Here is a 16,240-nt window from a genome sequence, read left to right as displayed (position 1 = left end):
GGTCCGCGGATCGGGCCCCGGGCAGCTCCGAGAGGGGCAGCCTAGGAAGCGGCCGGCCAGGCGTCGGCGAGCATCGCGCGGGTGTCGGCGAGGAGCTGCGGAAGCACCTTCGTGTGCCCGACGACCGGCATGAAGTTGGTGTCGCCGCCCCAGCGGGGCACCACGTGCTGGTGCAGGTGGGCGGCGATGCCGGCGCCCGCGACCGAGCCCTGGTTCATGCCGATGTTGAATCCGTGCGCCCCGGAGGCGGACCGCAGCGCGGCCATCGCGCGCTTGGTGAACTCGCCGAGTTCGGCGGTCTCCAGCGCGTTCAGCTCGGTGTAGTCCGCGACGTGCCGGTAGGGCACGACCATCAGGTGGCCGCCGTTGTACGGATAGAGGTTGAGCACGGCGTACACCTGCTCGCCCCGCGCGATCACGAGCCCGTCCTCGTCCGATTTCGACGGAATCGAGCAGAACGGACAGCCGTCCTCGGCCCCCGGCCCGGTCGGCTTGTTCTCGCCCTGGATGTACGCCATCCGGTGAGGCGTCCACAGGCGCTGGAACGCGTCCTGCGTCCCCACTCCGATCTGCTGCTCCGGCTCAATCGTCATGCTGTGCAGCATATTGCTTCGCCCGTTCGGAAGATGTCGGCGGGGCGAGGATCCCGCCGGGCCCGCGATGCCGTGGCGGTGGAGGAGAGGCCGCGGGAGCAGCGGCGCCGGGACCGCCGGGCAGGACGACGAGAGGCCTCCGGGGGATCCCCCGGAGGCCTCCTGGCAAGGAGAGCGTCAGACCTGGACGCGGTCCTCGACGATCTTGGCGATCTTGGCGATGGCCTCGTCGCGCGGGATGCCGTTCTCCTGCGAGCCGTCGCGGTAGCGGAAGGAGACGGTGCCCGCCGCCATGTCCTCGTCACCGACGATGATCATGAACGGGACCTTCTGCTTCTGCTGGTTCCTGATCTTCTTCTGCATCCGGTCCGAGGAGGCGTCCACCTCGACCCGCAGGCCCTTCTTCTTCGCCTCGGCGGCGAACTCCTGCAGGTAGTCGACGTGCGCGTCGCCGATCGGGATGCCGACCGCCTGCACCGGCGCCAGCCACGGCGGCATCGCGCCCGCGTAGTGCTCCAGGAGCACGGCGAAGAACCGCTCGATCGAGCCGAAGAGCGCGCGGTGGATCATGACCGGGCGCTGCTTGGTGCCGTCCGGCCCGGTGTACTCCAGGTCGAAGCGCTCGGGCAGGTTGAAGTCGAGCTGCACGGTCGACATCTGCCAGGTGCGGCCGATGGCGTCGCGGGCCTGGACGGAGATCTTCGGGCCGTAGAAGGCGGCGCCGCCCGGGTCGGGGGTCAGCGGGAGGCCCTGCTTCTCGGCGACCTGCTGGAGGACCGCGGTGGCCTCCTCCCAGACCTCGTCCGAGCCGACGAACTTCTCCGGGTCCTTGGTGGACAGCTCCAGATAGAAGTCGGTCAGGCCGTAGTCGCGCAGCAGGTTGAGCACGAAGGTGAGGGTGCGGTCGAGCTCCTCGGCCATCTGCTCACGGGTGCAGTAGATGTGCGCGTCGTCCTGGGTGAAGCCGCGGGCCCGGGTCAGGCCGTGCACCACGCCGGACTTCTCGTACCGGTACACGGTGCCGAACTCGAAGAGGCGCAGCGGCAGTTCGCGGTAGGACCGCCCGCGCGCGTCGAAGATCAGGTTGTGCATCGGGCAGTTCATGGGCTTGAGGTAGTAGTCGGTACCACCGTCGAGCTGCATGGGGGGGTACATGCCCTCCGCGTACCAGTCGAGGTGGCCGCTCTTCTCGAAGAGGGCGCCCTTGGTGGCGTGCGGGGAGTAGACGAACTCGTAGCCCTCCTCCTCGTGCCGGCGGCGGGAGTAGTCCTCCATGGTCCGGCGGATGATGCCGCCCTTGGGGTGGAAGACGGCGAGGCCGGAGCCGATCTCGTCCGGGACGGAGAAGAGGTCCAGCTCGTTGCCGAGCTTGCGGTGGTCGCGCTTCTCGGCCTCGGCGAGGAAGTCGAGGTGCGCCTTCAGCTCGTCCTTCGACGGCCACGCGGTGCCGTAGATGCGCTGGAGCATCGGGTTCTTCTCGCTGCCGCGCCAGTAGGCGGCGGCGTTGCGCATGAGCTTGAACGCCGGGATGTTCCGGGTGGTGGGCAGGTGGGGACCGCGGCAGAGGTCCTTCCAGCAGAGGTCGCCGGTCTTGGCGTCGAGGTTGTCGTAGATGGTCAGCTCGCCGCCGCCCACCTCGACGTTGGCGCCGTCGTCGGTGGAGGCGGAGCCCTTGATGCCGATGAGCTCCAGCTTGTACGGCTCGTTCGCGAGCTCCTCGCGGGCGGCCTCGTCGGTCACCACGCGGCGGGAGAAGCGCTGGCCCCGCTTCTGGATCTCCTGCATCTTCTTCTCGACGGCCTTGAGGTCCTCCGGGGTGAAGGGCCTCTCGACGTCGAAGTCGTAGTAGAAGCCGTCACGGACCGGCGGGCCGATGCCCAGCTTGGCCTCGGGGAAGAGTTCCTGCACGGCCTGCGCCATCACGTGCGCGGTGGAGTGGCGCAGGATGTCGAGACCGTCCGGGGAGGAGATCTCGACGGGCTCGACGACATCGCCGTCCCGGACCTCGTAGGAGAGGTCCTTCAGCTCGCCGGCGACGCGGGCGGCGATCACCGACCGGTCCTCGGCGAACAGGGCGCCGGCGGTGGTGCCCGCGCTCACCGCCCGATCCTCGGCTCCTGAGGCGGACTGGACGGTCACACGGACATCAGACACTGGTGCTCCATACATAGGGGCGCGGGCAGATACGAAGTGCCGGCGCCGGCGGCGCGCGACAGAGACGAGGTGCCGCGTCGTGAGGGATCGTACCGAGCCGGGGGGCCTGTCCGCGAAACAGTTCCCCGCCGGCGCCGGCGGCCCGCTCCCCCGGTCACTCCCCGCCGCAGGCCTCCTCGAAGAAGTCGAGGTTCTCGTGCAGCGACTTCATCAGCCGGTCCCGCTCCGACTCGTCCACCTGCACCGGCACGACCCCGGTGGCGTCGGTCAGCCGGCGGAAGCCGCCCCGGCGCTCCAGGCGCCCCACGACCCGGATCGGCAGCCCCACCAGGTGGGCGTGGCCGGCCGTCCGGTACGCCTCCTCGTCCAGCGTGACCCGCACGTGCGGCACCTCCGCGCCCGCCAGGACGCGCAGGCGTACGGTCCCCTCGCCGCGGGGGCCGGAGCGGCGCATGCGGACGACGGCGCCGGTGATCCGCACCGGTACGGACGGCTCGTCGGTGAGGTAGCGGACACCGGCCTCGCGCAGCGCCGGCAGATCGCCCGGGGAGAACTCGACCGGCTCGGGGCGGGCGGCGCAGCCGGCCGGGGTCCCGGCGGCCGGGGCCCACTCCAGGGCGATCCGGGCCCCTTCGGAGCCCCGGACCAGGGTGACCAGGGCCTCGGTCAGCTCGCGGCTGACGCCCGCCTCCACGGCGGTGTCGAAGGCCTCCATGCCGCCGGTGGCCCGCTGGTAGTCGACGGCCTCCCGGGCGGCGTAGAGCGCGTGGTAGAGGCGTACGGCGACGGCCCGGCCCGGGTCGACGGGAACGAAGGCGGTCAGGCCCCGGCCGCCCTGCGCGGCGCCGACGACCACCGCTTCCAGCGAGGCCTGGGCCTGGCGGCGGTGGCGGGCGCCGTAGTACCCGGCCCGCGCCCGGACGGCGAGGGCTCCGGCCAGCAGGAGCTGGCGGGCGGCGGAGCCGAGCTGCTCCTGGACGCTCCACGGCACGGTGCCGGCGGGCCCCGGGGGCACGTCCCGCCACCAGCGGATCTCGTCGCTGGGCACGCTCAGGCCGACCAGGACCTCCCGGGCGGAGGGCGCGGCGCTCCGGGAGAGGGCGGTGAGGGCGTCCTCCAGGAGGTCCTCGCAGTCCGGGAAGGCGCGGCTCTCCGGCACCAGGAGGCTCGTCGAGGCGGGGCCCGTGCCGCTCGCCGGCGGGGTCCAGCGGCTGTAGCGGCCGGTGGCACCGCCGCGCCGGCGCCAGCCGTGGCGGGCGAGGAGCGCGCCGAGGACCCGCGGGTCCACCTGCCCGGGATCCGGCGGACCCTCCGTGTCCCCCCAGGGGGCGCCGGGCAGTTCGCCGGGGGTGGGGTGGGGGCGGAAGGGCGGGGGGACGGGCCCGTGGCCGGCCCCGCCCTCCGGTTCGTCGATCGGCCGGTGCATCAAGGTCTCCCTCCCACGCCGACGCGGGCCATGATCTCGCACAGGGCCCGGTCGTCGAAGATCCGCGCCGTCGGTATGCGCACGGTGGTGCGGTGCCGTCCCGTGACCGGGTGTCCGGCCAGGTTGATCCAGTAACAGCAGTGCCGCAGGTCGAGCCCGTCGTGCCCGGCCCGCAGCCAGTCCTCCTGGGATCGCGGGACGAGCATCACGACCAGGATCTTGTGCACCGACACGGGCGTCCGGGCGAGCTTCGCCAGGTGGCCGTTGTCGAGGGTGAACGAGAACGTGGCCCCGGGCGGCCGTGGCGCTGTCTGATAGGTGCATTTGAGCTGCACCTTGATGGTCACTTCGTCGTCGACCGTGTGGCCGGGAGAGCCGTGGCTCACGTGCCAGTCGATGCCGTTGTCCGGAAACGGCTGCGACAGCGAACAGCCCGCCGCCGCCGCGACCGCGTGGAGATAGCCCACCTGCAGGGTCTCCATGCAGGCGGTGGTGGCGAGTGAGCCGCGCAGCGGTGCTGCCCGTTGGGGCGGCAGCCCTCCCGATTCGGGCTGGGCGAGCGCCATGTCAATTCCCTTCCCCGTCATCTGTGTTGTCACCGGCCCGCGTACGGCGCAAACAGCCCGGGTATCACCGATTCGGGCAGGGCGATCGCCATCTGCCGCACACGTGCGAGGAGTTCGGGGATGACGCACTGGTATGAGGGGCCCCTGGCCGCGTTCGACACGGAAACCACGGGAGTCGACGTCGAGGAGGACCGGATCGTCTCGGCCGCCCTCGTCGTCCAGGACATGGCGGGCGGGCGCCCCAGGGTCACCCGCTGGCTGGTCAATCCCGGGGTTCCGGTGCCCGAAGCGGCCACCGGGGTCCATGGACTGACGGACATTCACCTCCAGCGGAACGGACGCTGGCCCGCGCCGGTGATGGAGGAGCTGGGGCGGGCACTCGCCGAGCAGTGCGCGGCGGGCCGCCCACTGGTGGTGATGAACGCTCCCTTCGACCTGACGATCCTGGACCGCGAGCTGCGCCGCCACCGCGCCTCCTCGCTGGGCCGCTATCTGCAGAACACGCCGCTGTGCGTGCTCGATCCGCGGGTCCTCGACCGGCATCTGGACCGCTACCGCAAGGGCCGCCGCACGCTGACGGACCTCTGCGAGCTGTACGGCGTGGAGCTGGAGGGCGCGCACGACGCGGCCGCCGACGCGACGGCGGCGATGGATGTCGTACGGGCGGTGGCGCGGCGTTTCGCGTCCCGGCTCGAACGGCTGTCGCCGGCGGAGCTGCACACCCTGCAGGCGGTGTGGCACGCGGCGCAGGCGCGGGGGCTGCAGGCCTGGTTCGCGCGCAACGGGACGCCGGAGGTGGTGGATCCGACGTGGCCGCTGCGTCCGGAGCTGCGGACGGCGGCGTGAGGCCGGGCGGTCCCTGGAATGCGGAAGGCCGGTCCGTCGTGGTGACGGACCGGCCTCTCCCGGTGGGCGATACTGGGATCGAACCAGTGACCCCTTCGGTGTGAACGAAGTGCTCTCCCGCTGAGCTAATCGCCCGGGAACGGGTTGAACCATACAGGTCCCGGCGGGTTTCCTTCAAACCCGCCGCAGCCGGGCGGCAAGACCGCGCCGGCCGCCGCGCATCATCAGGGCGTGGTTGGCGCGGAAGAGGGGCCGGGCGGGGAGCGCGAAGCGGCGCATCAGGGGATTGCGGACCTCGACCTCCTGCTCGTAGAGCGCGTGGGTTCCGGCCGGTTCCGCGGTCAGGGTCCAGCGGAACCAGCCCTCCAGATCGCCGCCGAGTCCGGCCTCCAGGACGTGCGCGACCGGGTCGTTGCGCCGGGCGCGGACGGTGACGACGAGGTCGTACGGCAGGACGGAGCGGAAGCGGGCGGTGCCGGTGGTGTCGTCGTGGGGGACGACCTCACGGACCTGCGGCCACCACTGGGGGTAGTCCTCGGCGCGTTCGAGGACGCCGTGGACCGCGTCGGGCGGGGCCGCCAGGCGCCAGACGCTGCGGAAGCGATAGTGATACCGGTCCATGCCCCCAGTGTGGACGTACTCAGGCCCGGATCTGAGTACCCGCGCGCATGGCCGCGGCATGTGCCCCGCGCCACACTCCCGATATGAACACTCCCCTGCCGCCCGCGGACGAACTGCGGCTCGTCGACCGCGAGCTGGCCGAACTCGACTCCCGTAGGGCCGTGTTGCTGGCCCGCCGGGCCTGGCTGCTGCAGATCCTGCACCCGCCCGTGGCACGGGCGGCGGCGACCGCCGGCCGCCCCGCTCCCCCGCGTCAGGACTCCACGCCGCGCAGCGCGCAGAACGTGCTGCTGACCCTCGGCGGGGCCCTGCTGACGATCGCCGCGGTCGCCTTCACCCTGGTGAGCTGGGGCTCGATGGGGATCGGCGGGCGCGCGGCGGTGCTGTTCGTGGTGACCTCCGCCGCGCTGGGCGCGCCGGTGGCGCTGCTGCGCCGCGGGCTGGCCTCCACGGCGGAGTCGGTGGCGGCGCTCGCGCTGGCGCTGATGGTGCTCGACGCGTACGCGCTGCACCGGGTGGCGTTGCCGGACGCGGACGGCCTGGGGTACACGGCGGTGGCGTCGGCGGTGCTCGCGGGCGCGTGGACGGTGTACGGCTCGGCGCTGGGGCGGCTGCGGATCCCGCTGCCGGTGGCGGTGGTGGCCGGTCAGCTCCCGCTGATCCTCGGCGTGCCGGCGTTGGGCGGGGGGCTGCTCGCGACGGCGTGGGCGGCGCTCGTGACGGCGGCGGCGGACGTGGCGCTGGTGCTGTGGGCGAAGCCGGCGGCGGTACGGGTCACGGCGGGCGTCGGCGGCGGCGTGCTCGGGGGCTGGGCGCTGCTGTCGGGCGGCTGGCTGTCGCTCACGTCCGCGGTTCCGGCGGCCGCGCTGCTGCTGGGCGGTGCGGCGCTCGCGCTGGGCCTGGCGTGGCGGGAGGCCCGGTCGGCGACGGGCGCCTCGGTGGTGGCGGGTCTCGCGGTGATCGCGGCGGCCGGCGGTGTGCTGCGCGGGGTGCTGCCCGGCGACTGGGAGGTGCCGGGGTACGTGGTGTGCGCCGTGGCGCTCGCGACGGTGCTGCGGTCGGCGGCGCCGCGTGCGGTGCGGCTCGGCCTGGCGGGCGCCGGGGGCGGCGTCCTGGCGCTGGGGGTGGTGTGGGCGCTGCCTCCGGTGGCGGCGGCGCTTCTGTCCCCGGCGGCGCGGACGACCGCGGTCTGGTCGGGCGGGCACGCGGAGCCGGCGCTCGCCTCGTACCCGTCGACGGCACCGCTGGTGCTGTCGGTCGCGGCGGCGGCCCTGGCGGCCGTACCGCTGCTGTGGGCGCGCTGTGGCGCCGTGTTCCTGGCCTGGGCGGTCCTGACGGTCCTGCCGCTGTCGTTCGGTCTGCCGTACGGGGCGGGCCTGACGCTCCAGGTCGTGACCACGGCGGCGGCCCTGCTCCTGGCGGTCCGGCCGGGTCCGGCGACCCGCGGGCTGCGGGCCCCCACGGCCACGCGGCCGGCCGGGGCTTCCGCACCGCTTCCGCCGACGGGGACGGCGGCGAGCGCTGCCGGCGAGGGCGGTGCGGGTGCCGGTACGGGCGTGCCGGCTGCCGGTACGGGTGCGGGCGGGCCCGGTCAGGCAGCCGGCGGATTCGGGCCGGCACCGGCGTGGGGGCCGTGGGGCTCGTGGGGCTCCGGGGCCGCCGTCGCGGCGGTCCGCGCCCCGCTGCCGCCGGGTGAGGTGCTCGGCTGGAGCGGGCTCGCCTGCGGTCTCGCCTCGGCGGCCGGCGCACTCGCGGCCGGTCTGGACACCCGCGGCGCGACGTTCGGGGTGCTGGGCGCGCTCCTCGCCCTCTTCACCGCGGTGGCGTTCCTCGGCGCGGGGGCACGGCAGGCCGTGGGCGCCTGTGCCGCCGTGGCCTCGGGGACCGGGCTCGTCCTGGCCGCGGCGGCGGCCGCGGGGCTCCCCGCTCACCACGCGGCGCTGTTCCTGCTGCTCGTCCCGGCGGCGACCGCGGCCGTCGGCGCGCGGCTCGGGCGGCTGCCGGTCGCGGTGCCGGTGGAGATCACGGGCGCGGTGGCGGGGCTGCTCGCGCTCGGCATGGCCGCTTCCCGGCCGGCGGTCCTGGCGCTCGTCCTGGCGCTGGGCGGGGTGATCGCGGCGGCGACGGCGGTGCGCCCGGAGCGGCGCCGCTTCGCCGGGTGGGCGGCGGCCGGGCTGTTCCTGCTCGCGACGTGGGTGCGGCTCGCCGTCTCGGACGTGGTGACGCCGGAGGCGTACACGCTGCCGGTCACCGTGCCCGCGCTGGTGGTGGGCGTGCTGCGCCGTCGCCGCGACCCCGAGGCGTCGTCCTGGACGGCGTACGGCCCCGGCCTCGCGGCGACGCTGGTGCCGAGCCTCTTCGTGGCCTGGACGGATCCCCACTGGGTGCGGCCGCTGGCGCTCGGGGCGGCCGCGCTGGTGGTGACGCTCCTGGGGGCCCGGTTCCGGCTCCAGGCGCTGCTGGTGCTCGGCGGCGCGGTGCTGGCCCTCGACGGACTGCACGAGCTGGCGCCGTACGTGGTGCAGGCCGTGGGGGCGCTGCCCCGCTGGCTGCCGCCGGCCCTGGCCGGCCTGCTGCTCCTGGCGGTGGGCGCGACGTACGAGCAGCGGCTGCGGGACGCCCGGCGGCTGCGTGAGCGGCTGGGGCGGATGCGGTAGCGGCCGGGGAACGCCGAAGGCCCGGAGACCGATCAGGTCTCCGGGCCTTCGGTCCGGGTGGTGGGCGATACTGGGTTCGAACCAGTGACCTCTTCGGTGTGAACGAAGCGCTCTCCCACTGAGCTAATCGCCCGGGCGCACCGCACACATTACCGCATGTCAGCGGGTCCCCTCGACCGCCCGACGGCTCACTGGTCGATCTTCCAGGGCATCACGAAGCCGAACTTCCAGAGGTAGATCCCGAGGAGGACGGCGACGATCACCAGGCCGATGGTGGTGAGGATGATGTTGCGTCGGCGGACCTTGGGGTCGAGGGCCCGCTGGGCGGCCTCGGTCACCTTGCGCTTGGTCCAGCGGAGCACCAGCTGGGCCCAGACGAACTCGGTCGCCCAGATCGCCATGCCGCCGAAGATGACCAGCCAGCCGGGGCCCGGCAGCGGCAGCATCACGATGCCGGCGCCGACCACGGCGAGACCCACGATGAAGACGCCGACCTGCCAGCTCAGATGCAGGGTCCGACGGGCCTTGATGAACTCGGGGGCCCGGGATCCCAGCTCGGACTCGCCGTCCGCCGCGGACTGCCCGGTCCGCTCGTCACTCTCCGCATTCATGGGTCCCAACCTACCGGATTTGTCGCCATCACCGGTTTGGCCGTATTACCCCAAGTTACACTCCCCCATACGAGCTACCTGAACGATCACAAAACAGACAGAGGGGTTTACAACGGCACCGTAGGTGGCATGTCGATTTCGCCGACGTGCGAATCCCCGAGCGCACACTGAGCGAAAGGCCCTGGCGCTTATGAACACCACGGTCAGCTGCGAGCTGCACCTGCGCCTCGTTGTGTCGAGCGAGTCCTCACTGCCTGTACCCGCGGGCCTGCGGTATGACACGGCCGATCCGTATGCCGTGCACGCCACCTTCCACACCGGAGCCGAGGAGACGGTCGAGTGGGTCTTCGCCCGCGACCTTCTCGCCGAGGGGCTGCACCGGCCCACCGGCACCGGCGACGTCAGAGTCTGGCCGTCCCGCAGTCACGGTCAAGGCGTCGTCTGCATCGCACTGAGTTCCCCAGAGGGCGAAGCCCTGCTCGAGGCCCCGGCGAGGGCCTTGGAGTCGTTCCTGAAGAGGACCGACGCCGCCGTGCCCCCGGGCACCGAGCACCGTCACTTCGACCTCGACACCGAGCTCTCCCACATCCTGGCCGACAGCTGAGCCAGGCCGAGAGCCGCACGGCGCCGTCCGACTCGGGGAGACGGCGCCGCGCGGAAAATCCCATACGAGCATCGGCGTCCTCACCGCGCAGCCGGCGCGGCCGAGGGCGCCGATGTCCGTTTCCCGGCGCCGCCCCTCTCCGTCGCCCCCGGCAGTCCCCCCGCTCGGCCCGCCCGGCCGGCAGGGCCGCCTCCGGGGCCGACGGGCCGGGCGGCGCTTGGTTTCGGACCCGTTCCTGCCCGCTTTCGGACCGGCGACGGACCAACCCCGGCTCCCCGCGCCCGAGCCGCTAGAGTCAGCGCAATTCCGCGGGCGCCCGCCCGCAGCAGGCCAGGGAGCGAATCGTGCTGATCCCCCACGACACCCGGATTGCCCTCGACGCCGTCGTCGGACTGATGAACACCGCTCCGCAGGGCGACCGCGTCGACGAGCTGGAGGACCTTCCGGCGCTGCGCGCCTTCGTGCGGAACCACGACATCAGCGGTGTGGGGGAGCTGGACGAGCACGACCTCAAGGCGGTCCGTGAGCTGCGCGGCCGGTTCGCGGCCGTCTTCGCCGCGCCGGAGGCCCGGATCGCCGCCACGCTCATCAACCAGCTCGTCGCGGCCGCGGGCACCACGCCCCAGCTCACCGACCACGACGGCTACGACTGGCACGTCCACTACTTCGCGCCGGGCGCCTCGGTCGCCGACCACCTGGGCGCCGACTGCGGCATGGCGCTGGCGTTCATCGTCGTCGCCGGGGAGCAGGAGCGGCTGCGGCGCTGCGAGGCGCCGGACTGCGGCCGGGCCTTCGTCGACCTCTCCCGCAACCGCTCGCGCCGCTACTGCGACAGCCGCACCTGCGGCAACCGTCTTCACGTGGCGGCGTACCGGGCGCGCCGCAAGGAAGCCGCGGGCTGAGCCGCCGGAACCGGGTCCCTCACAGCAGGAAGAGGTCGTCCACGGCGGCCAGCAGGAACAGGCAGCCGATCACCGCGAGGAAGATCATGAGCGGCGGCTGGGAGAGCGCGAACAGGCATCCGCGCGGCTCTTCGGTGGCGGCGGGGGCGTGATCCCGCGAGGTGTCCGACATGTCGGGGCGATCATGGCGCAGACACCCGTCGGGACCGCCCGCAACACGCTTCGGTCAGGCGGCAGTTCATCCCATCCCGTGGACGGGTCCGGCCGTCAGATCCCGTGCTTCTTCAGGATCGCCTCGATGTCGCTGAAGTCGTCCCCGCTCCCGGTCGTCCGCGGCTCGGGCGTCTTGCCGCGCTGCCCGCCGCCGAGCGAGGGCGCCGACGCGGCGGGCGCGACGGTCTCGCTCCGCTTGCCGCCGGTGGTCTCCCCGCGCTTCGCGCCCCTGCGCCGCTCGACGGCGCGCGTGGTCATGAAGAGCACCCAGGCCACACCGAGCACACCGAAACCGGCCCAGGCCCAGGGACTGAAGGCAGTCGCGGCGAGCCACTCCACGACTCCCGTCATCACCAGGCCCACCGGAACCAGGGCATAAGCCGCGATTCTGGTCGCGGTGAGGAACCGCTTGCGGTACGCCGTGATCGCGGCGATGCCCAGGCCCGCCGCGGACACCGCGGAACAGATGGTCTCGGCAAGCATCGGTCCTCCAGGAGCCGGGCGATACGTCCCTTCCATCCTGCACCGCCGGGGCCGGTCTCGGCCACGTTCCGGGCCCGACCTCAGGGAGATCTCCGGGTCGGACCCCGACGATCTCCTCCCCAGGTCCCGGTTGGGCGACGCCGCCGGGGGCTGGAAGACTGCTCCCATGAGCGACTCCACCACGCCCGCGGCCCCCTCCCCCGTCGTCCTGGAGGCCTGGTTCGACCTCCAGTGCCCCGACTGCTTCCAGGCCCTCGACGACCTGCGCGCGCTGCGCGAGAAGTACGGCGAGGGGGTCGACGTACGGCTGCGGCACTTCCCGCTGGAGAAGAACAAGTTCGCCTACGCCGCCGCCCAGGCCGCCGAGGAGGCCGCCGAGCAGGGCCAGGGCTGGCCGTACGTGGAGGCGCTGCTCGCCAGGACCGCGGACCTCGGCCGGCAGGGCGAGCCCCTGCTGATCGAGGTGGCCCGGGAACTCGGCCTGGACGCGGAGGAGTTCGACACCGCCCTGATCGACGGCCGGCATCTGCTCGCGGTCGACGCCGACGAGGCGGAGGGCAAGGCCATCAAGGTCACCGGCACCCCCACCTACGTCGTCGACGGGAAGCGCCTCGACGGGGGCAAGAGCCAGGACGGCCTGCGCGACCGCATCGAGGAGATCATCGACGGCCTGCGGACTGCCCTCTAGAGCACGGCCTTGTAGCTGTTGACGTGCGTGGTCCGGTAGCCGAGGGAGGTGTAGAGGCGGATCGCCGGGGTGTTGCCGGAGAAGACGTGCAGACCGAGCAGGCTCTGGCCCGCCTCGAGCGCGACCCGTTCGGCGAGGAGCATCAGCGCGCGGCCGTAGCCGTGGCCGCGCCGGCCCTCGGCCACCTCGATGTCGTAGACGTAGGCGCCCGTCCGCCCGGAGCTCAGCTCGCGGCGGCCGGTCCAGAGCTGTCCGACGACCTGTCCCTCGCGCACCGCCAGGTGAAGGGCGGTGCCGGGACTGGCCAGGCCCCGCGGCAGGTTCTCGCGGTGGCTGGCCTCCGCCTTGGCGCGCGCCTGGTCCGCCGGAACGCCCCGGTCCATCCAGCTGCGCGCGAACTCCTCCTTGGCCTTCACCGACCAGGAGACGTACTCCGCCTCCGTCATGGGGCGGACCTCGATGCCTTCGGGCAGGGCGGGCGGCTCCCGGGGCAGGTCCTTCTCCATGTTCCGGCTGCGCTCGACGTAACCGAGGGCGGTGGCCATCCGCAGCGCCGCCTCGGCGGCGGAGGGGACGGAGATCTGGACCTCGCGGCAGCCCCAGCCGCGCAGCACCTCCTCGGCGGCGAGCGCGGCGACCGTGCCCCGGCCCCGTCGGCGGTCCCGCTCGTCGATCCGCAGGTCCTCGATCACTCCGGACCCGGAGCCGAAGCCGGGGGCGGTGGAGAGGTGGAGCGAGCCGACACGACGGCTGTTCACGCATACGTCGAAGGGGCGCGAGCGCCCGCCGTCGCTGGTCTGCTGAAGCGGCCCGGCCGGCCGCAGGGTGGTGGTCATCAGAGGTGTTCTACCCACCCGCCGGGCCGCCGTCATCCGGATTTGCCCGGCGGGCGTCAGCCGAGGCGGGGATCGCGGTCCGCCGCCGCCCGCTCGTCGAAGATCCGCATCGCCTTCGCGGTCACCGGCCCGGGCGCCCCGGCCAGGTCGCGCCCGTCGACCCGGTGGACCGCCTGGATGTCGCGCAGGGTCGACGTCAGGAAGATCTCCTCGGCGCGGTCCAGAACGTCGAACGGCAGGTCCGTCTCCCGGGCGCCGGTCCACTCCACCGCGAGGGCGCGGGTGATGCCGGCCAGGCAGCCGGAGGAGACGGGCGGGGTGTGGATGCGGCCGTCGAGCACCACGAACACGTTGGAGCCGGTGCCCTCGCAGAGCTGCCCCACGGTGTTGGCGAACAGCGCCTCGGAGGCGCCCTGTTCGCGCGCCCTGGCGAGGGCGACGACGTTCTCGGCGTACGAGGTGGTCTTCAGGCCGGTGAGCGCACCGCGCTCGTTGCGCGTCCAGGGGACCGTGACGACGGCGGTGGAGTCGGCGCGGCGCTTCGTCTCGCCGACCGCGACCACGAGCCCGGCGCCGGCGTCGCCCCGCTCGGAGCCCAGCGGGGAGACCCCGCCGGTGTAGGTGATGCGGAGCCGGCCGAGCTCCACCGGGTTGGCCTCCAGGACGGCGGCGCAGGCGCGGCGGACCTCGTCGAGGTCGGGGTCGGGCAGGCCGAGGCCGCGTGCGGAGCGGGTGAGGCGTTCGAGGTGCGCGGTGAGGGCGAAGGTCCCGCCCCGCTCGGCCTTGACCGTTTCGAAGACGCCGTCGCCGACGGTCAGTCCGTGGTCCAGGACGGACACCCGGGCTTCCTCGGCGTCGTACAGCCCGCCGTTGACCCAGAGTTTCATCGAGAGATGGCCTTTCCGCTCGCCTCGTACGTACCCGACGCTACCGCCAGCAGGCGGGACGCCTTCAATTCGGTCTCCGCCCACTCGCGCTCGGGGTCGGAGCCCCAGGTGATCCCCGCCCCGGTGCCGAAGCGCAGCAGGCCCTCGGCGCGGTCGATCCAGAAGGTCCTTATCCCGACGGCGAGCTCGGCGGTGCGCCGGTCGGCGTCGACCCAGCCGATGCCGCCGCAGTACGGGCCCCGGGGCGAGGTCTCCAGGGCCTCGATGATCCGCAGGGCGCTGGACTTGGGCGCGCCCGTGACGGACCCGGGCGGGAAGGTGGCGTCCAGCAGCTCGCGCCAGCCGGCCTTCACGTCCAGCTCGCCGCGGACCGTGGAGACGAGGTGGACCAGGCCGGGGTGGGGCTCGACGACGCAGAGGTCGGGGACGGTGACGGATCCGGTGGCGCAGACGCGGCCGAGGTCGTTCCGTACCAGGTCCACGATCATCACGTTCTCGGCGTGGTCCTTCTCCAGGAGGTCCTCGGCGGTCCGCCCGGTGCCCTTGATCGGGCCGGACTCGACGGTTCCGCCGTCGCGGCGCAGATACAGCTCCGGGGAGGCGGTGGCGATCTCGACACCGTGGGCGGGCAGCCGAATCGTTCCGGCGTACGGCGCGGGGTTGCCGCGCGCGAGCAGTGCGGTGAGCGCGTCGACGTCGGCGCCCTCCGGCTCGGGCAGCGGCGCGGACAGCACCCGGCAGAGATTGGCCTGGTAGACCTCGCCGCGCGCGATGTGCTCCCGGATCCGGCGTACGCCCGCGGTGTACGCCGAGCGGTCGAGCGAGGACGTCCAGTCACCCGCGGCGGGGCCGCGCCAGGCGCCCGGGACCGGCCGGGGGACGGGCTCGGTCCGTACGTCACCGAAGCGGGCGCAGGTCAGGCGGCCCTCGAAGTCCGCCGAGACGGCCCAGAAGCCGGCGGAGTCCAGGGCCTCGGGGTCACTGGTGACATCCCGCAGGTCGGTCGCGACGAGGCCGCCGAAGCGGGCCAGAGGAGCAAGGTCGTGCACGGTGCGAGTCTAGGCCGGTCACGGCGCGAGGACCGGGGCCGGCCGGAGGGGCGGTACGCCGGGGGCTGCGAGCCACCCGGGGAACACGGGGAGTGAACGCCTGGCGAACGCTCGCGGGCGCCCGGCCGGGGCCTCGGACAAGCGGGCAGCTCAGCACGCTGCGGAAACGCGTTTTTGTGCTGGCCCGGGAATCCGCTAGAGTTCAACACGTCGCCGGGACGCGCAAGCGGACCGGAACCGACAAGCGGACGTGGCTCAGTTGGTAGAGCATCACCTTGCCAAGGTGAGGGTCGCGAGTTCGAATCTCGTCGTCCGCTCGATGTGGGGGATCTTCCCGACTCCCCGTATTCACTCCTGGTGGAGTGGCCGAGAGGCGAGGCAACGGCCTGCAAAGCCGTCTACACGGGTTCAAATCCCGTCTCCACCTCCAAGGACGATTAGCTCAGCGGGAGAGCGCTTCCCTGACACGGAAGAGGTCACTGGTTCAATCCCAGTATCGTCCACGGATCCGCAAGGATCACGGTCCGCAAGGATCCCCGCGCGATTAGCTCAGCGGGAGAGCGCTTCCCTGACACGGAAGAGGTCACTGGTTCAATCCCAGTATCGCGCACGCAGCACACCCCCTGGTCCTGTATAGTTCGGGACCGTCCCGCGCGATTAGCTCAGCGGGAGAGCGCTTCCCTGACACGGAAGAGGTCACTGGTTCAATCCCAGTATCGCGCACGGTAAAGAAGCCCCCGGCCGCCTGAGCGGCCGGGGGCTTCTTCGTGCCCGCTCCCCTTGTCAGGAGGAGAAGAGCATGCGGCCGAAACCGCGCTGGCGGTGGTGCCCGCCGTGGTGGCCGCCGTGGTGCGGGGCGCCCCAGGCGGGCGCGGCGGGGGCGGGCTGCGCCGGGTACGCCGGCGGGGCGGGGCGGGCGGCGCCTGCTGGACCCACTGCGACTCCAGGCGGGTCAGGGACTCCAGCTCGCCATAGTCGAGGAATATCCCGCGGCAGCCGCTGCACTGCTCGATCTGGACGCCATTGCGGTTGTACGTGTGCATCGCTGCATGGCACTTGGGACACTGCATGCTCGGCTCAACTCCCTGCCGTTCGAAATGGTGC

16 protein-coding genes, 7 tRNA genes and 1 pseudogene are annotated in these 16,240 nt (G+C 73.0%); 10 read left to right on the top strand and 14 right to left on the bottom strand.

Annotation, left to right across the window (positions count from 1 at the left end; genetic code table 11):
* Positions 1-41: 41 nt before the first annotated feature.
* The 4 genes from ACFZBD_RS28735 to ACFZBD_RS28720 all read right to left on the bottom strand — a co-directional run bounded on the left by ACFZBD_RS28735 (position 42) and on the right by ACFZBD_RS28720 (position 4,739).
* The gene (locus ACFZBD_RS28735) at positions 42-605 is read right to left on the bottom strand and encodes an HIT domain-containing protein (protein ID WP_391144995.1); all 564 of its coding nucleotides are present in this window, start codon (positions 603-605) and stop codon (positions 42-44) included.
* Positions 606-770: 165 nt separating this feature from the next.
* Positions 771-2,747: a threonine--tRNA ligase gene (gene thrS / locus ACFZBD_RS28730; RefSeq protein ID WP_391144991.1), complete on the bottom strand. Its 1,977-nt coding sequence runs from the start codon at positions 2,745-2,747 to the stop codon at positions 771-773.
* A gap of 154 nt (positions 2,748-2,901) precedes the next feature.
* On the bottom strand, positions 2,902-4,173 hold the full coding sequence (locus ACFZBD_RS28725; RefSeq protein WP_391144988.1) for a hypothetical protein: 1,272 nt from the start codon (positions 4,171-4,173) through the stop codon (positions 2,902-2,904).
* The gene (locus ACFZBD_RS28720) at positions 4,173-4,739 is read right to left on the bottom strand and encodes a DUF4365 domain-containing protein (protein ID WP_391144985.1); all 567 of its coding nucleotides are present in this window, start codon (positions 4,737-4,739) and stop codon (positions 4,173-4,175) included. Before ACFZBD_RS28720 ends, ACFZBD_RS28725 begins: the two co-directional genes overlap by 1 nt.
* A 120-nt stretch (positions 4,740-4,859) precedes the next feature.
* Here ACFZBD_RS28720 and ACFZBD_RS28715 point away from each other — a divergent pair, with 120 nt between their 5' ends.
* A complete protein-coding gene (locus tag ACFZBD_RS28715; RefSeq protein ID WP_391144982.1) occupies positions 4,860-5,585 on the top strand; it encodes an exonuclease domain-containing protein in 726 nt (241 codons plus the stop codon).
* A 63-nt stretch (positions 5,586-5,648) separates the two neighbouring features.
* On the opposite strand, the gene ACFZBD_RS28710 is transcribed toward ACFZBD_RS28715, so the two are convergent.
* Together ACFZBD_RS28710 and ACFZBD_RS28705 are read right to left on the bottom strand one after the other, a co-directional pair.
* Positions 5,649-5,720: transfer RNA gene (locus ACFZBD_RS28710), tRNA-Val, on the bottom strand.
* A 39-nt stretch (positions 5,721-5,759) separates the two neighbouring features.
* Complete coding sequence (locus ACFZBD_RS28705; RefSeq protein ID WP_391144979.1) at positions 5,760-6,206, bottom strand: SRPBCC family protein; 447 nt, start codon at positions 6,204-6,206, stop codon at positions 5,760-5,762.
* Positions 6,207-6,289: 83 nt separating this feature from the next.
* Between ACFZBD_RS28705 and ACFZBD_RS28700 the strand changes: the two genes are divergently transcribed.
* Positions 6,290-8,863 carry an SCO7613 C-terminal domain-containing membrane protein gene (locus tag ACFZBD_RS28700; RefSeq protein ID WP_391144976.1) on the top strand — a complete coding sequence of 858 codons (2,574 nt, stop codon included), beginning with the start codon at positions 6,290-6,292 and terminating at the stop codon, positions 8,861-8,863.
* Positions 8,864-8,921: 58 nt separating this feature from the next.
* On the opposite strand, the gene ACFZBD_RS28695 is transcribed toward ACFZBD_RS28700, so the two are convergent.
* Together ACFZBD_RS28695 and ACFZBD_RS28690 are read right to left on the bottom strand one after the other, a co-directional pair.
* Positions 8,922-8,996: transfer RNA gene (locus ACFZBD_RS28695), tRNA-Val, on the bottom strand.
* 55 nt (positions 8,997-9,051) lie between these two features.
* Complete coding sequence (locus ACFZBD_RS28690; protein ID WP_391144974.1) at positions 9,052-9,474, bottom strand: TIGR02611 family protein; 423 nt, start codon at positions 9,472-9,474, stop codon at positions 9,052-9,054.
* Positions 9,475-9,664: 190 nt separating this feature from the next.
* Here ACFZBD_RS28690 and ACFZBD_RS28685 point away from each other — a divergent pair, with 190 nt between their 5' ends.
* Both ACFZBD_RS28685 and ACFZBD_RS28680 read left to right on the top strand, forming a co-directional pair.
* Positions 9,665-10,078 (top strand): SsgA family sporulation/cell division regulator, encoded by a 414-nt coding sequence (locus ACFZBD_RS28685; protein ID WP_015032345.1) that lies wholly within the window; start codon positions 9,665-9,667, stop codon positions 10,076-10,078.
* A 344-nt stretch (positions 10,079-10,422) separates the two neighbouring features.
* Positions 10,423-10,980 carry a CGNR zinc finger domain-containing protein gene (locus ACFZBD_RS28680; RefSeq protein WP_391144971.1) on the top strand — a complete coding sequence of 186 codons (558 nt, stop codon included), beginning with the start codon at positions 10,423-10,425 and terminating at the stop codon, positions 10,978-10,980.
* A 19-nt stretch (positions 10,981-10,999) separates the two neighbouring features.
* On the opposite strand, the gene ACFZBD_RS28675 is transcribed toward ACFZBD_RS28680, so the two are convergent.
* Both ACFZBD_RS28675 and ACFZBD_RS28670 read right to left on the bottom strand, forming a co-directional pair.
* Positions 11,000-11,152 carry a hypothetical protein gene (locus tag ACFZBD_RS28675; RefSeq protein WP_391144969.1) on the bottom strand — a complete coding sequence of 51 codons (153 nt, stop codon included), beginning with the start codon at positions 11,150-11,152 and terminating at the stop codon, positions 11,000-11,002.
* Between the two features lie 95 nt (positions 11,153-11,247).
* Positions 11,248-11,676: a hypothetical protein gene (locus tag ACFZBD_RS28670; protein ID WP_391144966.1), complete on the bottom strand. Its 429-nt coding sequence runs from the start codon at positions 11,674-11,676 to the stop codon at positions 11,248-11,250.
* Between the two features lie 166 nt (positions 11,677-11,842).
* Between ACFZBD_RS28670 and ACFZBD_RS28665 the strand changes: the two genes are divergently transcribed.
* Positions 11,843-12,364, top strand: a complete 522-nt coding sequence (locus ACFZBD_RS28665) for a DsbA family protein (protein ID WP_391144963.1) — start codon at positions 11,843-11,845, stop codon at positions 12,362-12,364.
* Here the strand turns inward: ACFZBD_RS28665 and ACFZBD_RS28660 are convergent.
* The 3 genes from ACFZBD_RS28660 to ACFZBD_RS28650 are packed head-to-tail and all read right to left on the bottom strand — an operon-like array spanning position 12,361 to position 15,136.
* Positions 12,361-13,200, bottom strand: a complete 840-nt coding sequence (locus ACFZBD_RS28660) for a GNAT family N-acetyltransferase (protein WP_391144961.1) — start codon at positions 13,198-13,200, stop codon at positions 12,361-12,363. The genes ACFZBD_RS28665 and ACFZBD_RS28660 overlap by 4 nt on opposite strands.
* Positions 13,201-13,256: 56 nt before the next feature.
* On the bottom strand, positions 13,257-14,087 hold the full coding sequence (locus ACFZBD_RS28655; protein WP_391144958.1) for an aminotransferase class IV: 831 nt from the start codon (positions 14,085-14,087) through the stop codon (positions 13,257-13,259).
* On the bottom strand, positions 14,084-15,136 hold the full coding sequence (locus ACFZBD_RS28650) for a chorismate-binding protein (RefSeq protein WP_391144955.1): 1,053 nt from the start codon (positions 15,134-15,136) through the stop codon (positions 14,084-14,086). Before ACFZBD_RS28650 ends, ACFZBD_RS28655 begins: the two co-directional genes overlap by 4 nt.
* Before the next feature lie 244 nt (positions 15,137-15,380).
* Here ACFZBD_RS28650 and ACFZBD_RS28645 point away from each other — a divergent pair.
* The 5 genes from ACFZBD_RS28645 to ACFZBD_RS28625 all read left to right on the top strand — a co-directional run bounded on the left by ACFZBD_RS28645 (position 15,381) and on the right by ACFZBD_RS28625 (position 15,859).
* Positions 15,381-15,453: transfer RNA gene (locus tag ACFZBD_RS28645), tRNA-Gly, on the top strand.
* 39 nt (positions 15,454-15,492) lie between these two features.
* Positions 15,493-15,566 (top strand) — tRNA-Cys (locus ACFZBD_RS28640).
* 1 nt (position 15,567) lies between these two features.
* Positions 15,568-15,639 (top strand) — tRNA-Val (locus tag ACFZBD_RS28635).
* 35 nt (positions 15,640-15,674) lie between these two features.
* Positions 15,675-15,746: transfer RNA gene (locus ACFZBD_RS28630), tRNA-Val, on the top strand.
* Positions 15,747-15,787: 41 nt separating this feature from the next.
* Positions 15,788-15,859, top strand: a tRNA-Val gene (locus ACFZBD_RS28625).
* Positions 15,860-15,919: 60 nt separating this feature from the next.
* Here the strand turns inward: ACFZBD_RS28625 and ACFZBD_RS28620 are convergent.
* Positions 15,920-16,206, bottom strand: a pseudogene (locus ACFZBD_RS28620) (zf-TFIIB domain-containing protein).
* Positions 16,207-16,240 lie beyond the last annotated feature (34 nt).

The organism is Streptomyces sp. NPDC008121, assembly GCF_042957155.1.
GTDB lineage: Bacteria > Actinomycetota > Actinomycetes > Streptomycetales > Streptomycetaceae > Streptomyces.
Note: the sequence above shows the minus strand (reverse complement) of the source record. Positions and strands in the feature narration are given on the sequence as shown.